This is a genomic window from Pseudomonas grimontii, assembly GCF_007858185.1.
Classification (GTDB): domain Bacteria; phylum Pseudomonadota; class Gammaproteobacteria; order Pseudomonadales; family Pseudomonadaceae; genus Aquipseudomonas; species Aquipseudomonas grimontii.
The window spans coordinates 372,931-391,264 of the sequence record NZ_VFES01000003.1 but is presented as its reverse complement, the minus strand read 5'-3'; the positions used below and the strand labels follow the sequence as shown (position 1 = coordinate 391,264).

Below are 18,334 nucleotides of genomic sequence, written 5' to 3'. Positions count from 1 at the left end.
GTGAAGCTCCCTGAATGCATGCGCACGGGTGTGCGCCTAAGGCTGCATAGGCTATAGGACCACATTCAGGAAACACGAGTTCTGATTTAACGCAGAACAAAATGTGGGAGGGGGCTTGCTCCCGATAGCGGTGCATCAGTCAACATCTCGGTTACTGATAGACCGCTATCGGGAGCAAGCCCCCTCCCACAGTGGACCTGCAGTGTCAGCTGACCAGCGTGGCGTCCAGGCTGATCTTCGCATTCAGCACCTTGGACACCGGGCACCCTTCCTTGGCCTTCTTGCTCAACTCATCGAACTGCGCCTGGCTCGCGCCCGGGATCTTGGCCTTGAGCACCAAGTGCACGGCGGTGATCGCGAAGCCACCATCGACCTGGTCCAGGGTCACTTCGGCCTGGGTATCGATGCTGTCAGCCTTGAGCCCGGCGTCGCCGAGAATCATGGAGAAGGCCATGGAGAAACAGCCGGCATGGGCCGCGCCGATCAGTTCTTCAGGGTTGGTACCCTTGCCGCCTTCGAAGCGGGCCTTGAAGCCGTAAGGCGCTTCGCGCAGCACGCCGGTTTCCGTGGAGATGGAACCCAGGCCAGTCTTCAGGTCACCTTCCCAATGCGCGGATGCTTTTTTAACGATACTCATAGCGGTCTCCTCGAACGGTGGTTTTGCGTCAGTAAGGGTTCTGAGGATAGACGCCCCGGCAAAGTTCATCTTGTCGGAGAAACCTAGCAATTAAGTAGGAAATTTAACCATCGCTATTGAATCTCGGGTATATGCCCTCATTGCATAGGACATGCACATGAAGCGGCAGGTTTTGGTTCGTCTAAGAAGCCTGCGCCCCCATTGGAGAAGCAGGCTTATGAAATCGCTGTCCGCCGTAAAGTTCTCGACCCTCGACCTCGTGCCCGTGCGCGCCAACGGCAGCCCGGCGCAGTCGCTGCGCAATTCCCTGGACTTGGCCCAGCATGTGGAAAAATTTGGCTACCACCGTTTCTGGGTGGCCGAGCACCACAATATGGATGGCATCGCCAGTTCGGCCACCTCGGTATTGCTGGGTTACTTGGCCGGCGGCACCTCGACGATTCGTGTCGGCTCCGGCGGCGTGATGCTGCCCAACCACGCCCCCCTGGTGATCGCCGAGCAGTTCGGCACCCTGGAAAGCCTCTACCCCGGCCGTATCGACCTGGGCCTGGGCCGCGCGCCCGGCTCCGACCAGATGACCGCCCGCGCCCTGCGCCGTGAACGTTCAGGCAGCGCCGACGATTTCCCGGAAGACGTGGCCGAACTGATGGCCTACCTCGGCCCACGCACCCCGGACCAGCGGGTGATCGCGGTGCCCGGCACCGGCACCAATGTACCGGTGTGGCTGCTCGGTTCCAGCCTGTTCAGCGCGCAACTGGCGGGAGAGCGTGGTTTGCCCTACGCCTTCGCCTCCCATTTCGCACCGCGTTTGATGCACGAGGCGATTCGCGTGTACCGCAATCACTTCAAGCCTTCGGCCGTGCTGGACAAGCCTTACGTGATGCTCGGCATCCCGCTGGTGGCGGCAGACACCGATGAGCACGCCGACTTCCTGGCCACCTCGGTGTACCAACGCATCCTCGCCTTGATGCGCGGGCAGAGCCTGGTGCAGCGCCCTCCGGTGAAAACCATGGACGGCCTGTGGCTGCCTCATGAAAAAGACGCGGTCGGCAGCTTCCTCGGCCTGGCGATGGTGGGTAGCCCGGCGAAGATCCGTGCCAAGCTGGAAGTGTTGATCGAACAGACCGGCGCCGACGAATTGATCTTCACCTGCGACCTGTACGAGCACGCCGACCGGATTCATTCCTACGAACTGCTGGCGCAGTTGATGAAGGGCTAAACCCGCAGGCGAAAAAAAACCGACGCACCTGCGTCGGTTTTTTATGTCTGCCACACGGGATTAACCGCGCTTGTAGACAATTTCCTTGGTGCCGCCTTCGCAGGTACCGACCACTTTAGCGTCAGTCGAGGCGCCTTTATCCACCACTTCCAGCGAATAACCCGAAGCGCCCTTGGCGTCGATTTTCGCTGCAATTTCGCTTTTCAGCTCTTCACAAGGCTTGCCCGCCGCCAGGGCTGTGCCCGCAATGCTCAACAAACCTACCGCTAACAGGAGCTTCTTCATCCGTTACTTTCCTTGCGCTGATCGAAAAAAGCGTGCCGAGGCTTATCGCATCGGCACCCATTGTTTGTAGCGCAGGTTATGGCAATCGGCCAGCCAGCAAGTTCAACCCACCGGATCAACTGCTGGCAATTCGGAACCCCACCTTGAGCGTGACCTGGAAGTGCGCGGCCTTGCCGTCCTTGATGTGGCCACGGGTTTCGGTCACCTCGAACCATTCCAGATGCTTGATGCTCTTGCTGGCTTCGGCCAGGGCGTTGTTGATCGCCTCTTCGATGCTGGTGGTGGATGAACCCACCAATTCGACTTTCTTGTAGGTGTGATGATCAGACATGGTGTTTCTCCTGAGGGTCGTCAATAAAGCCTAGCAGTCATTGTTCATACTGCTTCTGGCGACCGTTCCTACCTGAAAGTTCAGATTTACTGCACTTTCTGAAACGGCCGCAGTCGGTATCTACACACGCCACTCAATCACTTCAGGAGAGTCCAAATGGCCAACACTTCTTTACGCAAAGCGTCGCTGGAAAGCATGGAAGCCGAGATTTCGAGCCTGCTCAAGTCCCTTGAGAGCCTCAAGGACGATGCGTCCGATGAGTCGCGCAAAACGCTGAAGGCCCTGAAAAGCAATGCCGAGAATGCCCTCAAGCACTCCCGTCATCTGATCAGCGATGCCTACGAAGAAAGCAAAGTCAAAATCCGCGAAACCGGCGTCGCCACCCGTGACTACGCACAAGAGCACCCATGGACTACCGCCGGCGTCGCCGTTGGCGCATTGGGCCTGCTGGCGGCTTATCTGCTGTGCAAACGTGGTGATTAAGCCGGCTCGCGCACCAGCTCAGCCTTGAGCCACTGCGCCAACTGACCCGCGCGCCCGTCTGCGGCGCGCTTGGGTAGCCACAACGCCAGGTGCGCCGGGGTTTCACTGAAACCCCATGGCGCCACCAGGCGACCCGCGCGCAGATCCTCTGCCACCAGCGGCTGCGGCGCAATCGCCACGCCCAACCCCGCCACCGCCGCCTCCAGCAAATAATACAAATGCTCAAAACCCTGACCGTGTTTCAACGCGCCGGGCTCGATGCCGTGTTGTTGCGCCCAACTGGGCCAGGCTTGCGGGCGTGAAGTGGTGTGCAATAAGGCTTCGCCACACAAGGCCTGCGGCGGCGCCTGGCGCAGGCGCTCGTAACCGGAAAAACGCGGGCTCATCACCGGGCCGATACGCTCGCTCGCCAACTCATACACCTGCATATCCGCCGGCCACGGCGGTTCGGCGAAGACCAGTAGGGCATCTAGGCCGGGACGTCGGGGGTCGAGGTCGCCGTCGCCTGCCGACAGGTGCAGGCGCAGGTCCGGCAGGTCGGCATTCAAGCGACCCAGGCGCGGGATCAACCAGCGCGCCAGCAAACTGCCTGAGCAGCCGAGCACGAACGGCGCATCAGCGCTGGCCTGGGTGAGTTCGGCGCACACGTCCCGCAAGCGCTCGAACGCCTCGGCGCTGGCATCTCGCAACCGCACACCTGCATCTGTGAGTTTAAGGCCGCGCCCATCCTTGGTGAACAAGCTGACACCCAAATGCTCTTCCAATACCTTCAACTGGCGGCTGACCGCGCCGTGGGTCACGTGTAATTGCTCGGCAGCCTGGCTGACGCTGTTAAAGCGAGCGGTGGCTTCAAACGCGCGCAAGGCATTGAGGGGCGGGAGGTCTCGGCTCATATGTGAGTTTTCCTGACAGGTTGCAGCGATCTTATCGGTTTTCAGCACCGGATGTGAGGGGTAGAGTGGCCGTCATTGCTTCTCACACAAATTTCCTACCTGGAGCGTCCCATGACTCAGTCCCAGACCGATCTGCGCAACGGCCCTGACGCCAACGGCCTGTTTGGCGCGTTCGGCGGCCGCTACGTCGCCGAAACCCTGATGCCGTTGATCCTCGACCTGGCCCGCGAATACGAAGCGGCCAAGATCGATCCGGCGTTCAATGAAGAATTGGCCTACTTCCAGCGCGACTACGTCGGCCGCCCAAGCCCGCTGTATTTCGCCGAGCGCCTGACCGAGTTCTGCGGCGGCGCCAAGATCTATCTCAAGCGCGAAGAGCTGAACCACACCGGCGCGCACAAGATCAACAACTGCATCGGCCAGATCCTGCTGGCGCGGCGCATGGGCAAAAAACGCATCATCGCCGAGACCGGCGCCGGCATGCACGGCGTGGCTACCGCTACCGTGGCCGCGCGTTTCGGCCTGCAATGCGTGATCTACATGGGCACCACCGACATCGAGCGCCAGCAGGCCAACGTGTTCCGCATGAAGCTGCTGGGCGCTGAAGTGATCCCGGTGGTCGCCGGCACCGGCACCCTCAAGGACGCGATGAACGAAGCCCTGCGTGACTGGGTGACCAATGTCGACGACACCTTCTACCTGATCGGCACCGTGGCCGGCCCGCACCCGTACCCGGCGATGGTGCGCGACTTCCAGGCCGTGATCGGCAAGGAAACCCGCACTCAGCTGCAAGCCCAGGAAGGCCGCCTGCCGGACAGCCTGGTGGCGTGCATCGGCGGCGGTTCCAACGCCATGGGCCTGTTCCACCCGTTCCTGGATGACACCAGCGTCGAGATCATCGGCGTTGAAGCCGCCGGCCACGGCATCGAAACCGGCAAGCACGCCGCCAGCCTCAACGGCGGCGTACCGGGCGTGCTGCACGGTAACCGCACCTTCCTGCTGCAGGATGACGACGGCCAGATCATCGACGCCCACTCGATTTCCGCCGGCCTCGACTACCCCGGCATCGGCCCGGAACACGCCTGGTTGCACGATATCGGCCGCGTCCAGTACACCTCGGTAACTGACCACGAAGCCCTGGATGCCTTCCACAAATGCTGCCGCCTGGAAGGGATCATTCCTGCCCTGGAAAGCGCCCACGCCCTGGCCGAAGTGTTCAAGCGCGCACCGACCCTGCCGAAAGATCACCTGATGGTGGTCAACCTGTCCGGCCGTGGCGACAAAGACATGCAGACCGTGATGCACCACATGGAACAGTCTCAGCAGGAGAAACACTAAATGAGCCGCCTGCAAACCCGCTTTGCGCAACTCAAAGAACAGAACCGCGCCGCCCTGGTGACCTTCATCACTGCCGGCGACCCTGGCTATGAGACCTCCCTGGCGATCCTCAAAGGCTTGCCTGCTGCCGGCGCCGATGTGATCGAACTGGGCATGCCCTTCACCGACCCAATGGCCGACGGCCCGGCCATCCAACTGGCCAACATCCGTGCGCTGGAAGCCAAGCAGAACCTGCTGAAAACCCTGCAGATGGTGCGTGAGTTCCGCAAGGACAACAACGACACCCCGCTGGTGTTGATGGGCTACTTCAACCCGATCCACAAATACGGCGTGCCTAAGTTCATCGCTGACGCCAAAGAAGCCGGCGTCGACGGCCTGATCGTGGTCGACATGCCGCCCGAGCATAATGGCGAGCTGTGCGACCCGGCCCAGGCTGCAGGTATCGACTTTATCCGCCTGACCACACCAACCACCGATGACGTGCGCCTGCCGACCGTGCTTAACGGCAGCTCCGGGTTTGTGTACTACGTGTCGGTGGCCGGTGTGACCGGTGCCGGCGCCGCGACCCTGGAACACGTCGAAGAAGCCGTGACCCGCCTGCGCCGGCATACCGACCTGCCGATCAGCATCGGTTTTGGTATCCGTACGCCTGAACAAGCTGCTGCAATCGCGCGCCTGGCGGACGGTGTAGTGGTAGGTTCGGCGCTGATCGATCACATCGCCAATGCCAGCAATGACCAACAAGCCATCGACGGGGTATTGAACCTGTGCTCGGCGTTGTCGGAAGGCGTACGTAACGCACGCGTCAGTTAGGCCGCTTATATAAAAAGGGTTCAACAGCAACGTTGAGCCCTCTTTCCTTAAGTTTTTCCCATCGCGTCATCAACTAATGGACTGCATTTTCTGGCGTCTTGTCTTACGGCAAAACACGACGCAGGCTTCACCAATACTTTCATCCTTCACTGATAATCCTTCGGCGAATTTTGGTTCTATAAACGCCAGAAAGGATACTTTGATCATGCCGGTAAATTCTCTTCCGCCCACCCGTTCCCACGCCGACGTTTCTCTAGCGTCAACCATGCCTACGCCAGTCCCCCCTGAAAAAAAATTCAGCTCACATGTTCACGATGAATTGAAAAGTCTCGACAACCTGTCGACATACCTTAAAGAGTCCCCGCATAAAAACGGCTACTTACGCTACTCCGAGGACACCGGGTGGAAGTTCAGCCCCAATAAGAGCTGGCGCGACAGCCTTCATATGCGGGATGCCGGGTTTTCAAAGGCCCCTATCAACCCTGCCGATATGGGGCTCGTAAAACCGGGCGAAGAAATCGCGCTTTGCAACCTTTTGCAACGGTTGAACACGAAAATAAACAGCTACCCCGTCACGCTGGAATCATTCGAAAAAACACCCTTCACACCACCCGTTGCCGAGCCAGGCCCGAGCTCACTCGCTGCGAAGCCCGTAAAGCCTACTCCACTCCGTCGTACGATTTTCCCAAACGCTACACCGCCTGAAACACCGATCCCCTCACTACGTCTGGATTTACCAAAATATCAAAACGTAATGAACGATTATATAAAGTCGCCAGCCTTATCCAGCCCCCCGGTCGAGGCGGATACGTTGTCCATCAAGGAGCGTGCACAAGCGTGGGAACGCCGTAATTAACCAGAGATTAATTAACCTGAAAAATAGGTCATCCTATGATTGGCGCCATTAGAAATCACTTTGTGAATAATGAGCTGCACCCAACAGACAATTCTGAAAAACTCCAAAATAAAAGAGAGCGACTCAAGGACCAGATTCAGCTGACAGAAAACAGCAATGAGCTTCGAACGAAAAAAATGGAGCATCTGGCTAAATATCCTGTTTTGGCATCGGAGCTCTCCAGTGCTGCCGCAAGTAGCCAGAGAAAGCTGGCACACTTCACCAAGTACACATCGCCTTGGAGCACCGAATCCAGGACGGAGGGCTATCCCAGGATAAAAGATGGAAAATTTACCCTCTCCGCGCACAAAGGTGTGCGAGTGTACTGGGCTGAAAAGTTTGACGGGTTGTTCAATACCCAGTTGACGTTAAAACACAAATCTTGCAACGGCGGTTTTAAAGAAGCACAGCATAAATTAATTCCGCTTGACGACAGCCTTCCCGAACGGATGATTGACACGTCATCACGAATTACAGTTTTAGACTTGAAACTTGCCGTAGATGCCATTAAGCAATTAGAAGTACTCGATGTACGCCAAAAAGAGAAAGCTATTTATGAGGAAAAACAGGGCAGAAACCAGAAAAAGCTTGACAAGAACAGTGCAAAACAAGAAGCAGCCAGACATTTGAGGGAGGGCGCTCTAAAAATCTTTAACGACGAGCCGGCTATGAATTATGTAAACAAAAAAGCCACGCCCGAGCGTTCCAACAAACAGCCCACATTGCAAAACACTGAAGATCCGAGTATGGCAAAAATATGGGCTCATTCCCGCGAAGGCATCATTACTTATATGAATGCCGCGCTGAATACTCAATCGAACAAGGCAAATATATATACGCATACGACTTCTTTGCCCGAGACAGAGATCACAAACCTTGTAAAGCTTGAGCACACTAAAAAACACTACAAGCCCACTGGCTTTATCACCGCATCATTGAGTAACAACAGCGCTGTCGAAGGTAATCAACCCCTCAATACGGTATTTACTATCGTCGGAAAACCGTACGAGGCAAAGACGCATGATGGCGCCGATAATGTCTTCAAGAGAGGGACGCCCTTTATTGTCGAATCCGTCATTCGCGAAAACGGAACAACCCATGTAAAACTGCGTGAATCTGGCGTGCCACCACTCACAGAATTATAGTGAGTGATTATCCAAGCTCCACCGTATACCGGCAGTCAATATGTTCCATCCCGGCCGGAGTGTGGATCGCGTTGTAGTGAGCCCTCAATATTTCGATTTTTCCGCTAGGCTTGAGAGGGGGACATTCCGTCCCCCCAACACACTTCGTGCCTATTGTCGTCTAACCACCTCTGCAAGCCCCTGCAGTTCTTGCCCTCCGGTTGTTAAGTTAGTTGCATCAGAAGTCATCCTTGGCTCTTAGGAGTACATCATGGCATTTGATCTCATCACCCCGGCAGAGCGCCGTCACTCAACGTTGCAAAAAGGTTTCAACCTGCGCTGGCCGTTGGGCAATGTGCAAGGCGAGTCGTCGCCCAATGGCGCCGACTTCATCTACATCTGCCACAGCCCCCAAGACATCATCGATGCCGCCGCGCAGGCACTGGCCACCCCCAACGGCCGGATCACCGTGCGCAGCGGTGGCCACTGTTATGAGGGCTTTGTCGCCAACAAAATGCCCGATACCCAAGGCGAAGTGTTGTCGATTCTGGATGTCGGACAAATGAACCAAGTGGCCTATGACGCCAATGGGCAGATAGAACCCCAACGCGTGGCAGGCTTACCCTATCGCTACACTTTTCGCCTGGAAGCGGGCGGCCAGAATTGGGATGCCTATGTCGCGCTGTATAAACTGGCCGGCAAGACCCTGCCCGGCGGCTCGTGTTATTCGGTGGGCCTGGGCGGGCATATCTGTGGCGGAGGCTACGGGTTGCTGTCGCGCAAATACGGCCTGGTCTGCGACTGGTTGGACGGTGTCGATATGCTGGTGCCGAATGCGCAGGGCAACGGCCTGGAACCGGTGCATGTCTCGCGTGACAGCAGCGATCCCGATGAGCTCAACCTGTTCGCAGCTTGCTGCGGTGCGGGCGGAGGGCAGTTCGGTATCATCACCAGCTACTACTTCAAATCATTGCCGGATGCGCCGAAGGAAGTGCTCTGGCTGGTGCTGGAATGGGATTGGGCGCTGCTGACCGATAAATCCAGGCTCGATAACTTGCTGACAGCCTACCAGGCCTGGTTTGTCCGCAATCAAAGCAACCCTGACACGTGGGGCCTGGCAACCAAGCTGGAGATGCGTCACCAGCACACTGGCAATGTAACGCTGGGTATTCACTATGTGGATAAGGATGGCGAACTGAACGACCGGGCGCCCTTCGACGACTTCGTTACCCAGATGCTGGACGCCATTGGCCTGCCCGCTACCGAATGCATAGTGCCGTTTTACGTGGCGCATATGCCCCGAGGCAGCACCAGCGGGCGCACCATCAACACGTTAAACGCCGCATTAGCCGCCACTCGGCGCCTGGATTGGCTGGTGTGCCAGCAAACCTTGAACGGTTCGGGGGATAACCAGCGGGGGCGCTATAAGTCGGCCTATCAGAAGGGTGTTTTCACCCCTCAGGTACTACAGGCGATCTGGGATACGTTGACCTTGGAGGATCCTGATAAACACCTGACCCAGAGCCTGATACAGATCCAATCGTTTGGCGGTCGCATTAATGAGCCGACACCGGCAGTACGCCGTGAGTCATCGGCTGCACAGCGCTCCTCTTACTTGAAATGGCAACCGCAATGTTACTGGCGCGATACCAGCGAGGTTTCGGACCAGGCCCATGCGCGCTGGATCCAGGGACTATTTGCCAAGGCCTTCGCCAATGATCAGGGCGTACCGATCAACGCCGAGTTCGAAGGTTGCTATATCAACTACCCCGACCTCGACATGACGTACGTTGATGGCGATCCAACCCATGCCAAAAACCCCTACTGGTACAGGATCTTCTTCCCCGACCTCATCATCGAGAGCCGTCTACGGCGTACCAAGCAGCGCTGGGACCCGCTGAATGTGTTTCGCAACGAGATGTCCGTGCCGTAATTGCCGTAAATAAAGGGCGACCATCAGGTCGCCCGATTTTACAGCTCGATGCGTTCGACCTTGCCTACGAGCAATATGTAGGAAAGCGCCCCAAGCAACGCCAGCACTGCGATATAGGTAATCGCCGGCGCAAACGAATCACCGCTGGCGAGGAAACCAATCACAATCGGCGTGGCAATCGCCGCCAGGTTGCCGATGAAGTTAAACACCCCGCCAGTCAAACCCAGCAAACGCGCGGGCGCCAGGGTCGACACCAGCGACCAGGTAATCGACGCCAGGCCGTTACCAAAGAATGCCACCGCCAGGAACGCAATCACCCACGCGGTCGAGTCCACATAGTTGGCGCCGATGATCGCCGTGGAGATCAGCAGCCCGCCAATGATCGGCAACTTGCGCGCAAAACCTACCGACGCGCCACGGCGAATCAGCCAATCGGAAAAAATCCCGGAACACAGCACGCCGACAAACGCCGCAAGGAACGGCAACGAGGCCAGCAAGCCGGACTTGATGAAGTCCATGCCGCGATATTTCACCAGGTAGGTCGGGAACCAGGTCAGGAAGAACCACAGGGTGGAGTTCAGGCAGAACTGCCCCAGGTAGATGCCCCAGAGTTTGCGCTTGCTCAGCACAATGCCCAGGTCGACCCAACTGAACGGCGCCTTGACCGTTTTCGCCTGCATATCCACCAGTCCGCCGCCTTCACGGATCAGCTCGATTTCGGCCGCGTTGGCGCCTTTGAAATCCTTCGGCTCGCGGTACACCGCGTACCAGATCGCCGCCCACAGGATGCCGACGCCACCGGTGACGACAAACACCATATGCCAGCCGTAATGGTGTTGCAGCCACGCCAGCACCGGCGTCAGGAACGCCAGCCCGACAAACTGCCCGGAGGTGTAGACGCCAATCGCAGTGGCGCGCTCGCGCTCAGGGAACCACGTGGTGACTACGCGGCTGTTGATCGGATAGGCCGGAGCTTCCAGGGCACCAACGGCCATGCGCAGCACGAACAACGCGATAAAGCTGGCGGCGAAACCGAGCATCACGGTGGCGATGGACCACAGCAGCAAGGCAACGGTGTAGAGGATGCGCGGTGGCACCCGATCCACCAGCCAGCCGCCGGGGATCTGCATGGCGGCATAGGTCCAGCCGAACGCCGAGAAAATCAGCCCGACATGTACCGGGTCGATGCCCAGCTCGCTGGTCAGCGCCGGGGCGGCAATCGACAGGTTGCTGCGGTCGAGGTAGTTGATCACCACGGTGATAAACAGCAGCACCATGATGAAGAAGCGCTTTCGGGTAGGCGTGACTAAAGATGCCTGTCCGGTGAGGGATTCAGGGTGCATGGGGGTTGCCTCTTCTTATGTTTATTGAGGTGGGCCTTCTGAAGAAACCTGATCAAAATGTGGGAGGGGGCTTACCCCCTCCCACATTTTTGACCGTGTTCTTTCAGACAGAAATCACCACTCGGCAAAGCTGCCGTCGGCATGGCGCCAGATCGGGTTGCGCCAGCGGTGGCCGATAGCTGCGCGTTCGATCACGTATTCCTCGTTGATCTCAATGCCCAGGCCCGGCCCGTTGGGGATCTTCACAAAGCCTTGGTCATAGTCGAACACGCCCGGGTCGCGCACGTAGTCGAGCAGGTCGTTGCTCTCGTTGTAGTGAATGCCCAGGCTTTGCTCCTGGATAAACGCGTTGTAGCAAACCGCATCCAGTTGCAGGCACGCCGCCAACGCAATCGGGCCCAGCGGGCAGTGCAGGGCCAGGGCCACGTCGTAGGCTTCGGCCATGTTGGCGATCTTGCGGGTTTCGGTGATACCGCCCGCGTGGGAAGCGTCCGGCTGGATGATGTCGACGTAGCCTTCGCTGAGCACGCGCTTGAAGTCCCAGCGCGAGAACAGACGCTCGCCCAGGGCAATCGGGGTGCTGGTCAGCGGCGCCAGTTCCTTGAGGGCTTCGTAGTTTTCGCTGAGCACCGGCTCTTCGATAAACATCAGTTTGTACGGGTCCAGCTCTTTCATCAGGACCTTGGCCATGGGCTTGTGCACACGGCCATGGAAGTCGACACCGATGCCGACGTTAGGGCCGACCGCATCACGCACAGCGGCGACGTTGGCCAGGGCCAGGTCGACTTTCTCGAAACTGTCGACGAACTGCAACTCTTCGGTGCCGTTCATTTTCACCGCAGTGAAACCACGGGCTACGGCCTCTTTGGCGGCGCGGGCGGTGTCGGCCGGGCGGTCGCCACCGATCCACGAGTACACACGGATCTTGTCACGTACCTGGCCACCCAGCAGGTCGCTGACCGATACGCCAAGGGCCTTGCCCTTGATGTCCCACAGCGCCTGGTCGATGCCGGCGAGGGCGCTCATGTGCACGGCGCCGCCACGGTAGAAGCCGCCGCGGTAGAGCACGGTCCAGATGTCTTCGATATTGCGTGGGTCTTTGCCGATCAGGTAGTCGGACAGTTCCTCGACCGCAGCGGCCACGGTGTGAGCGCGGCCTTCGACTACGGGCTCACCCCAACCGGTCACGCCCTGGTCGGTTTCGACCTTGAGGAAGCACCAGCGCGGCGGGACGATAAAGGTCGTCAGTTTGGTGATTTTCATCTGTTATCTCTCTTATAGATGCAGCGCCTGTGGGCGCGGAACTTGATCTCAGCTCAGGGCTTTCCAGGCGGCGACATAAGCCTGGGCGCGGCTCGCTACCTGATCCACTGTCATACCCGGTTTGAACAACCCGGAACCCAGCCCGAACCCCTTGGCGCCGGCGTCGATAAACACCTGCATGTTGTCCGGGGTAATGCCGCCCACCGGCAGCAGCAACGTGCCTGCCGGCAATACCGCGAGCCATGCCTTGATCACAGAAGGGCCCATTTGCTCGGCCGGGAACAGCTTCAACACGTCGGCACCTTCGTCCAGCGCGGCGAACGCTTCGGTGGGCGTGGCCACACCCGGCGACAGGTACAGGCCAGCGGCTTTCGCGGCGCGCAAGACCTTGGCATCGCTGTGGGGCATGACGACCACTTGGCCACCGGCGGCTTTCACTTGTTCGACCTGCGCAGGCGTCAACACCGTACCGGCGCCGATCAGGCAATCGGCGGGCAGGCTGTCGCGCAGGGTGCGGATGCTGGTGTAAGGGTCCGGTGAATTGAGCGGGACTTCGATCACGCGAAACCCGGCGTCGTACAGCACCTGGCCGACCGCCTGGGCTTCGTCCGGACGTATGCCGCGAAGAATGGCGATCAAACCGTTTTGTGCGAGTGCTTGCTTGAGCATGTCAGGCCTCCGTTGCAGGTTGAGTGAGCCCGGCGGCCACTGCCAGTTGCCACAGGCCGCGCTCGGTCGCTTCTTGCGCCAGGCTGACGTGGGCGAAACCGCAGAGGGCGAGGGCGCGTTGGTAGCGCGCGCAAAGCGGGCCGGCGCCCACCAGGATGATGGGGATGTGCCGTGCACTGGCTGGCAAGCCGGCCAGTTCATGGCCGATCAGCAGGCCGGACAAGTAATCAGGCTGCTGCTCAGGGGTGAGTTCGGCCGTCAGGCCCAGGGTGCGCGCACTGAACAAGGTCGAGAGCACGCCGCGCTGACCATCTTTTGACAGCGCCACTTGAACGCCGCGGTCAAAAGCCTCGGCCTGGAACTGCTCGGATACCTTTTGCGTACGCCCCAGAAGGCTGTGCTTGCTCAGCACCGCGAACAGTTCACCGGTCATGAAGGTATCGAAGTGGGTGATGCAACCTTCCACCACCTCGACCCATTTGGAATGGCTGCCGGGCAGGCCGATCAGCAATTCGCCGCTGGCCGACAGGCTTTGCAGCACACCCAGCACCTGGGTTTCTTCACCGCGCATCACGTTGGGCAAGCCGACCTGCTCGATGACGCCGGGCACGATATGCACATCGACACCGCGCAGGCTGCGCACCGTGTGCAACGCCTTGCCCAGGCTGGCGACATCGACCGGCGTACTGCGATAGGCCGCTTCGCTCCAGCCCTGGGCGCTGCCGACCATGCCACAGGCGATCACCGGAAGACCGGGTTGGGCGTCAAGCCAATCGCCGCACGCCGCATCGAACGCCAGCTCGAAGCCATCGCTGCAGCGCACACCGGCGATGTCCCGGGGCTCAGAGGGCAAGTGCATGATGCCCGACGCCAGCGAACGCTGTTCCAGCACTGTGCCTGCGGGGCCGAGTTTGTAAGCACGAAGGGAGCTGGTCCCCCAATCGAGCGCGATCAATTGCGCCTGCATCGCTTCACCTGAAATGAGTGGGTGCTGAAAAAAGCAGATGGGCGAATATAAACCTATGGCCGGATATATCTCAATATATAAATAACAGTCCCATATATTGGGAGATTAATGCGCAAATCCCTACAACGTTTCAGGAAAGTTGAGGATTGCGGATTAGACAGGGTGGTTAAAAAGCAGACAGGTCCAGTTCGCGCATCGCACCCATCCAGATCGCATAGTCGGTGTGATCTTTCAGGTCGTCACCGGTTTCGGGGTGCAGGAACACCACCAGCCCATTGCGATGCAAGGCCAGCCACGGCAGCACCACCCCGATGTATTCGGGGTCGAATGCCAGCTGGCAGCTCCAGTCCGGGTGCGGGCCTACAGGACGTTCATGCACGCGGCCCATGCGCAACGGAAACAGTTTCGCGCCGTCTTCGCACAAGGCACGCGCCTGCTCGAGGGTGCTGGCGTCGAAGTAAATATGGGCGTGGTAACCCTTGATACGCTGCATGACGGACTCCGGATCCAATGTGCGGCAAATCCTAGACCGCAATTGACGGCAGGGCCAGTCCGGTCAGGGATTGCGCGCTGCTGGCCTGCTCGGTCACCAGCCAATCGACAAAACGCTCGACCAGCTGGCCCCGGCGTTTGCGCTGGGGCTGCACCACGTAATAGCCGAAGCGCGAGATCACGGTGTCGCTGATCGGCCGGCACAGCCAGTTCTGTTGCAGCAGGTTATCCACCAGATGGCGCCAGCCGATCGCCACACCTTGGCCAGCAATCGCGGCCTGGATCAGCAGGGTGTAGTTGTCGAAGCGCAGTTGGCCGGGGGTGGGCGCGGCAGCGATACCCAGCTCGCGAAACACGCCGCTCCAGTCGAACCACTGGCTGTTGTGTTCCTGGCGCAGGTGCAGCAACGGGCAGTCGTGCAGGGTTTGCACAGTCAATGGCTTGGCCTGGTCCTTGAGCCATTGCGGGCTGCACACCGGGAACACTTCCTCGTTGAACAGCCACAGGCTGTCGCCCTGCTTGAAACGGCCATCGCCAAACAGCACCGCCACGTCGATGTCGCTGCGCAGTGTCGCGTGGTTGCGCTCGCTGGTCACCAGGCTCACGTCCACCTGGGGGTTGGCGGCGTGGAAGCGATGCAAGCGCGGCATCAGCCAGTAGGCGGCGAACGCGAAGTCGGTGGCCACTTGCAGCACTTCATGCTGGTCCTGCTGGGTGATCACGCTCAAGCCGTGGTTAATGGCTTGCAAACCGCCCTGCACATGCTCGAACAGCAAGGCCCCGGCGTCGGTCAGCTCGATCCCGCGATAGATGCGATCAAACAGGCGGATCGCCAACTGTTCTTCCAGACGCTTGATCTGCTGGCTGATCGCCGGCTGAGTGGTGCCCAGCTCCATCGCAGCGGCGGTAAAGCTGCGGTGACGGGCGGCGGCTTCAAACGCACGCAGCAAATCGAGGGATACATCGCCAAGGGTTTCATACATAAGCTGTGCTTATCCTAGACATTGCCGGTGATGGGCTTTACCCCATTTTCCATGGGCTGCATGCTCATTCGCATAAACACCGCCTATGGAATGCCGAAGAACCATGAAGCGCAAGAACATTCTTTTCATCATGGCCGATCAAATGGCCGCGCCGATGCTGCCGTTCTACGGACCTTCCCCGATCAAGCTGCCGAATTTGAGCCGCCTCGCCGAACAGGGCGTGGTGTTCGACGCCGCCTATTGCAACAGCCCGCTGTGTGCACCCTCACGCTTCACCCTGGTGAGCGGCCAACTGCCGAGCAAGATCGGCGCCTACGACAACGCGGCAGATTTCCCCGCCGATGTGCCGACCTATGCCCACTACCTGCGGCGCCTCGGTTATCGCACCGCGCTGTCGGGCAAGATGCACTTCTGCGGCCCCGACCAACTGCACGGCTATGAAGAGCGCCTGACCAGCGACATCTACCCCGCCGACTACGGCTGGGCAGTCAACTGGGATGAGCCGGACGTACGCCCCACCTGGTACCACAACATGTCCTCGGTGCTGCAAGCCGGCCCGTGCGTGCGCACCAACCAGCTGGATTTCGACGAAGAGGTGGTGTTCAAGGCCCAGCAGTATCTGTTCGACCACATCCGCGAAGACGGCGACCAGCCGTTCTGCCTGACCGTGTCGATGACCCATCCCCACGACCCTTACACCATTCCCAAGCCGTTCTGGGACCTGTACGACGACAACGCCATCCCTTTGCCTGCAACGCCGAACCAGGAAGACCTCGACCCGCATTCCCAGCGCCTGCTCAAGGTCTATGACCTGTGGGACAAGCCGCTGCCGGTGGATAAGATTCGCGACGCCCGCCGCGCCTACTTCGGCGCGTGCAGCTACATCGACAGCAATGTCGGCAAGCTGCTGCAAACCCTGGAAGACACCGGCCTGGCCGACGACACCATCATCGTTTTCTCCGGCGACCACGGCGACATGCTCGGTGAACGCGGCCTCTGGTACAAAATGCACTGGTTTGAAATGGCCGCCCGCGTGCCGCTGCTGGTCATCGCGCCAGGACAGTTTGCGCCGGCCCGCGTGACCAAGGCCGTGTCCACCGCCGACCTGCTGCCGACCCTGGTGGAACTGGCCGGCGGCGAGCTGGACCCGCGCCTGCCACTGGACGGTCGCTCGCTGGTCCCGCACTTGCGGGGGCAGGGCGGGCATGACGAAGTCTTTGGTGAATACATGGCCGAAGGCACCATCAGCCCATTGATGATGATTCGCCGTGGCGCCTGCAAATTCATCTACAGCGAAGACGACCCTTGTCTACTGTTCGATGTGCACAACGACCCGCACGAGCGGGAAGACCTCAGCCAGTCACCGGAACACCGGCCACTGTTCGAGGCGTTTTTGAATGAAGCGCGGGCCAAATGGGACATCCCGGCGATCCACCAGCAGGTGCTCGCCAGCCAACGCCGGCGTCGCCTGGTGTTCGAGGCGCTGACCGAAGGCAAGCTGAAGAGCTGGGATCACCAGCCACTGGTAGACGCCAGTCAGCAATACATGCGCAACCATATCGACCTCGACGACCTGGAGCGCAAGGCACGTTATCCACAACCCTGCCAAAACCAATAACACTGAGGGAAGGCCATGCAAAAGTTAACTGCGGTAGTGGGCTTGTTAGTGCTGGGTAGCGCCAATGCGTATGCGGACACCCGCTGTGACACGGTGAAAATGGCCGACCCAGGCTGGAGCGATATCGCCGCCACCAATGCCATCGCCGGTTTTCTGCTGAACGGCATGGGCTACAAGGCCAAGGTCGACACCCTGGCGGTGCCGATTACCTTTGGCGGGCTCAAGGACGGCCAGGTGGATGTGTTCCTGGGTAACTGGATGCCGGCGCAGCAGGGCTTCTACGACAAGTTCGTCGCCAATGGCGATGTGGTGCAACTGGCGAAGAACCTCGACGGTACCGAGTTCACCCTCGCCGTACCGGATTATGTCTGGGATGCGGGGGTGCATGACTTTGCCGACTTGAACAAATTCGCCGATAAGTTCGACAAGAAAATCTACGGCATCGGCTCCGGCGCGCCGGCGAATATCTCGCTGCAGGAGATCATCAAGAAGAATGACTTCGACCTTGGCCAGTGGAAGCTGATCGAGTCCAGCGAACAGGCGATGCTGGCGGAAGTGTCACGGGCGGTGAAGAAGCAGAAATTCGTCACCTTCCTCGGCTGGACACCGCACCCAATGAACGTGCAGTTGAAAATGCACTACCTCAAGGGCGGCGAGAAATACTTCGGTGACACTGGCAGCGTGTATACCTTGACCCGTAAGGGTTATGCGCAGGCTTGCCCTAACGTAGGAAAACTGCTGACCAACCTGAGTTTTACCCAGGAGATGGAGAACAGCATCATGGCTGAGGTGGTCAACAAAAAAGTCAGCAATGCCGAGGCGGCGAAGGCGTGGATCAAGGCGAACCCGGCGGTACTGGATAAATGGTTGGACGGTGTGAAAACCGTGGATGGCAAGGACGCGTTGCCGGCAGTAAAAGCCAAACTCTAGGGCCTTGCGCTATTCCAATATGGGAGGGGGCTTGCTCCCGATAGCGGAGTGCCAGTCAGAGAGATTTGGACGGGTCCACCTATATCGGGAGCAAGCCCCCTCCCACAAGGACCAGTGT

20 protein-coding genes are annotated in these 18,334 nt (G+C 59.2%); 9 read left to right on the top strand and 11 right to left on the bottom strand.

The features are described from left to right. Nucleotides 1–205: 205 nt before the first annotated feature. Nucleotides 206–637 carry an OsmC family protein gene (locus tag FIV39_RS08390; RefSeq protein WP_027608131.1) on the bottom strand — a complete coding sequence of 144 codons (432 nt, stop codon included), beginning with the start codon at nucleotides 635–637 and terminating at the stop codon, nucleotides 206–208. 217 nt (nucleotides 638–854) lie between these two features. Here FIV39_RS08390 and FIV39_RS08385 point away from each other — a divergent pair, with 217 nt between their 5' ends. Next, nucleotides 855–1,856, top strand: coding sequence for an LLM class flavin-dependent oxidoreductase (locus FIV39_RS08385; protein ID WP_090401293.1), 1,002 nt, complete (start codon nucleotides 855–857; stop codon nucleotides 1,854–1,856). Nucleotides 1,857–1,916: 60 nt separating this feature from the next. On the opposite strand, the gene FIV39_RS08380 is transcribed toward FIV39_RS08385, so the two are convergent. Further along, the gene (locus FIV39_RS08380; RefSeq protein WP_090401294.1) at nucleotides 1,917–2,141 is read right to left on the bottom strand and encodes a DUF1161 domain-containing protein; all 225 of its coding nucleotides are present in this window, start codon (nucleotides 2,139–2,141) and stop codon (nucleotides 1,917–1,919) included. 115 nt (nucleotides 2,142–2,256) lie between these two features. Then, nucleotides 2,257–2,472 carry a dodecin gene (locus FIV39_RS08375; protein WP_017848986.1) on the bottom strand — a complete coding sequence of 72 codons (216 nt, stop codon included), beginning with the start codon at nucleotides 2,470–2,472 and terminating at the stop codon, nucleotides 2,257–2,259. A gap of 156 nt (nucleotides 2,473–2,628) precedes the next feature. On the opposite strand from FIV39_RS08375, the gene FIV39_RS08370 reads away from it, so the two are divergent. Continuing rightward, nucleotides 2,629–2,955, top strand: coding sequence for a DUF883 family protein (locus tag FIV39_RS08370; RefSeq protein ID WP_003170746.1), 327 nt, complete (start codon nucleotides 2,629–2,631; stop codon nucleotides 2,953–2,955). On the opposite strand, the gene FIV39_RS08365 is transcribed toward FIV39_RS08370, so the two are convergent. Next, on the bottom strand, nucleotides 2,952–3,848 hold the full coding sequence (locus tag FIV39_RS08365) for a LysR family transcriptional regulator (protein ID WP_090401295.1): 897 nt from the start codon (nucleotides 3,846–3,848) through the stop codon (nucleotides 2,952–2,954). The genes FIV39_RS08370 and FIV39_RS08365 overlap by 4 nt on opposite strands. Nucleotides 3,849–3,959: 111 nt before the next feature. Between FIV39_RS08365 and trpB the strand changes: the two genes are divergently transcribed. After that, a complete protein-coding gene (gene trpB / locus FIV39_RS08360) occupies nucleotides 3,960–5,186 on the top strand; it encodes a tryptophan synthase subunit beta (protein WP_053127374.1) in 1,227 nt (408 codons plus the stop codon). Then, nucleotides 5,187–5,999: a tryptophan synthase subunit alpha gene (gene trpA, locus FIV39_RS08355; protein ID WP_090401296.1), complete on the top strand. Its 813-nt coding sequence runs from the start codon at nucleotides 5,187–5,189 to the stop codon at nucleotides 5,997–5,999. 69 nt (nucleotides 6,000–6,068) lie between these two features. On the opposite strand, the gene FIV39_RS08350 is transcribed toward trpA, so the two are convergent. Beyond that, complete coding sequence (locus tag FIV39_RS08350) at nucleotides 6,069–6,266, bottom strand: hypothetical protein (RefSeq protein WP_143513842.1); 198 nt, start codon at nucleotides 6,264–6,266, stop codon at nucleotides 6,069–6,071. Between FIV39_RS08350 and FIV39_RS08345 the strand changes: the two genes are divergently transcribed. The 3 genes from FIV39_RS08345 to FIV39_RS08335 all read left to right on the top strand — a co-directional run bounded on the left by FIV39_RS08345 (nucleotide 6,265) and on the right by FIV39_RS08335 (nucleotide 9,951). Then, nucleotides 6,265–6,855: a hypothetical protein gene (locus FIV39_RS08345; RefSeq protein WP_143513843.1), complete on the top strand. Its 591-nt coding sequence runs from the start codon at nucleotides 6,265–6,267 to the stop codon at nucleotides 6,853–6,855. The two genes, FIV39_RS08350 and FIV39_RS08345, sit on opposite strands and share 2 nt — an antisense overlap. A 35-nt stretch (nucleotides 6,856–6,890) precedes the next feature. Beyond that, complete coding sequence (locus FIV39_RS08340; protein WP_143513844.1) at nucleotides 6,891–8,039, top strand: hypothetical protein; 1,149 nt, start codon at nucleotides 6,891–6,893, stop codon at nucleotides 8,037–8,039. Between the two features lie 250 nt (nucleotides 8,040–8,289). After that, nucleotides 8,290–9,951, top strand: a complete 1,662-nt coding sequence (locus FIV39_RS08335; protein ID WP_090401298.1) for an FAD-dependent oxidoreductase — start codon at nucleotides 8,290–8,292, stop codon at nucleotides 9,949–9,951. A 38-nt stretch (nucleotides 9,952–9,989) separates the two neighbouring features. On the opposite strand, the gene FIV39_RS08330 is transcribed toward FIV39_RS08335, so the two are convergent. The 6 genes from FIV39_RS08330 to FIV39_RS08305 all read right to left on the bottom strand — a co-directional run bounded on the left by FIV39_RS08330 (nucleotide 9,990) and on the right by FIV39_RS08305 (nucleotide 15,668). Next, nucleotides 9,990–11,294 carry an MFS transporter gene (locus FIV39_RS08330; protein ID WP_090401299.1) on the bottom strand — a complete coding sequence of 435 codons (1,305 nt, stop codon included), beginning with the start codon at nucleotides 11,292–11,294 and terminating at the stop codon, nucleotides 9,990–9,992. A gap of 114 nt (nucleotides 11,295–11,408) precedes the next feature. Then, nucleotides 11,409–12,557, bottom strand: a complete 1,149-nt coding sequence (dgoD, locus tag FIV39_RS08325; protein WP_003170741.1) for a galactonate dehydratase — start codon at nucleotides 12,555–12,557, stop codon at nucleotides 11,409–11,411. A 48-nt stretch (nucleotides 12,558–12,605) separates the two neighbouring features. Continuing rightward, nucleotides 12,606–13,226, bottom strand: a complete 621-nt coding sequence (locus FIV39_RS08320) for a 2-dehydro-3-deoxy-6-phosphogalactonate aldolase (protein ID WP_090401300.1) — start codon at nucleotides 13,224–13,226, stop codon at nucleotides 12,606–12,608. A gap of 1 nt (nucleotide 13,227) precedes the next feature. Further along, complete coding sequence (locus FIV39_RS08315) at nucleotides 13,228–14,193, bottom strand: 2-dehydro-3-deoxygalactonokinase (RefSeq protein ID WP_090401301.1); 966 nt, start codon at nucleotides 14,191–14,193, stop codon at nucleotides 13,228–13,230. A 166-nt stretch (nucleotides 14,194–14,359) separates the two neighbouring features. After that, nucleotides 14,360–14,686: a DOPA 4,5-dioxygenase family protein gene (locus tag FIV39_RS08310; RefSeq protein WP_090401302.1), complete on the bottom strand. Its 327-nt coding sequence runs from the start codon at nucleotides 14,684–14,686 to the stop codon at nucleotides 14,360–14,362. 31 nt (nucleotides 14,687–14,717) lie between these two features. Then, a complete protein-coding gene (locus FIV39_RS08305; RefSeq protein ID WP_146371497.1) occupies nucleotides 14,718–15,668 on the bottom strand; it encodes a choline sulfate utilization transcriptional regulator in 951 nt (316 codons plus the stop codon). A 103-nt stretch (nucleotides 15,669–15,771) separates the two neighbouring features. On the opposite strand from FIV39_RS08305, the gene betC reads away from it, so the two are divergent. Both betC and choX read left to right on the top strand, forming a co-directional pair. Next, nucleotides 15,772–17,286 (top strand): choline-sulfatase, encoded by a 1,515-nt coding sequence (betC, locus tag FIV39_RS08300; protein ID WP_090401303.1) that lies wholly within the window; start codon nucleotides 15,772–15,774, stop codon nucleotides 17,284–17,286. Nucleotides 17,287–17,301: 15 nt separating this feature from the next. Beyond that, the gene (gene choX, locus FIV39_RS08295) at nucleotides 17,302–18,216 is read left to right on the top strand and encodes a choline ABC transporter substrate-binding protein (protein ID WP_090401304.1); all 915 of its coding nucleotides are present in this window, start codon (nucleotides 17,302–17,304) and stop codon (nucleotides 18,214–18,216) included. Nucleotides 18,217–18,334: the final 118 nt, after the last annotated feature.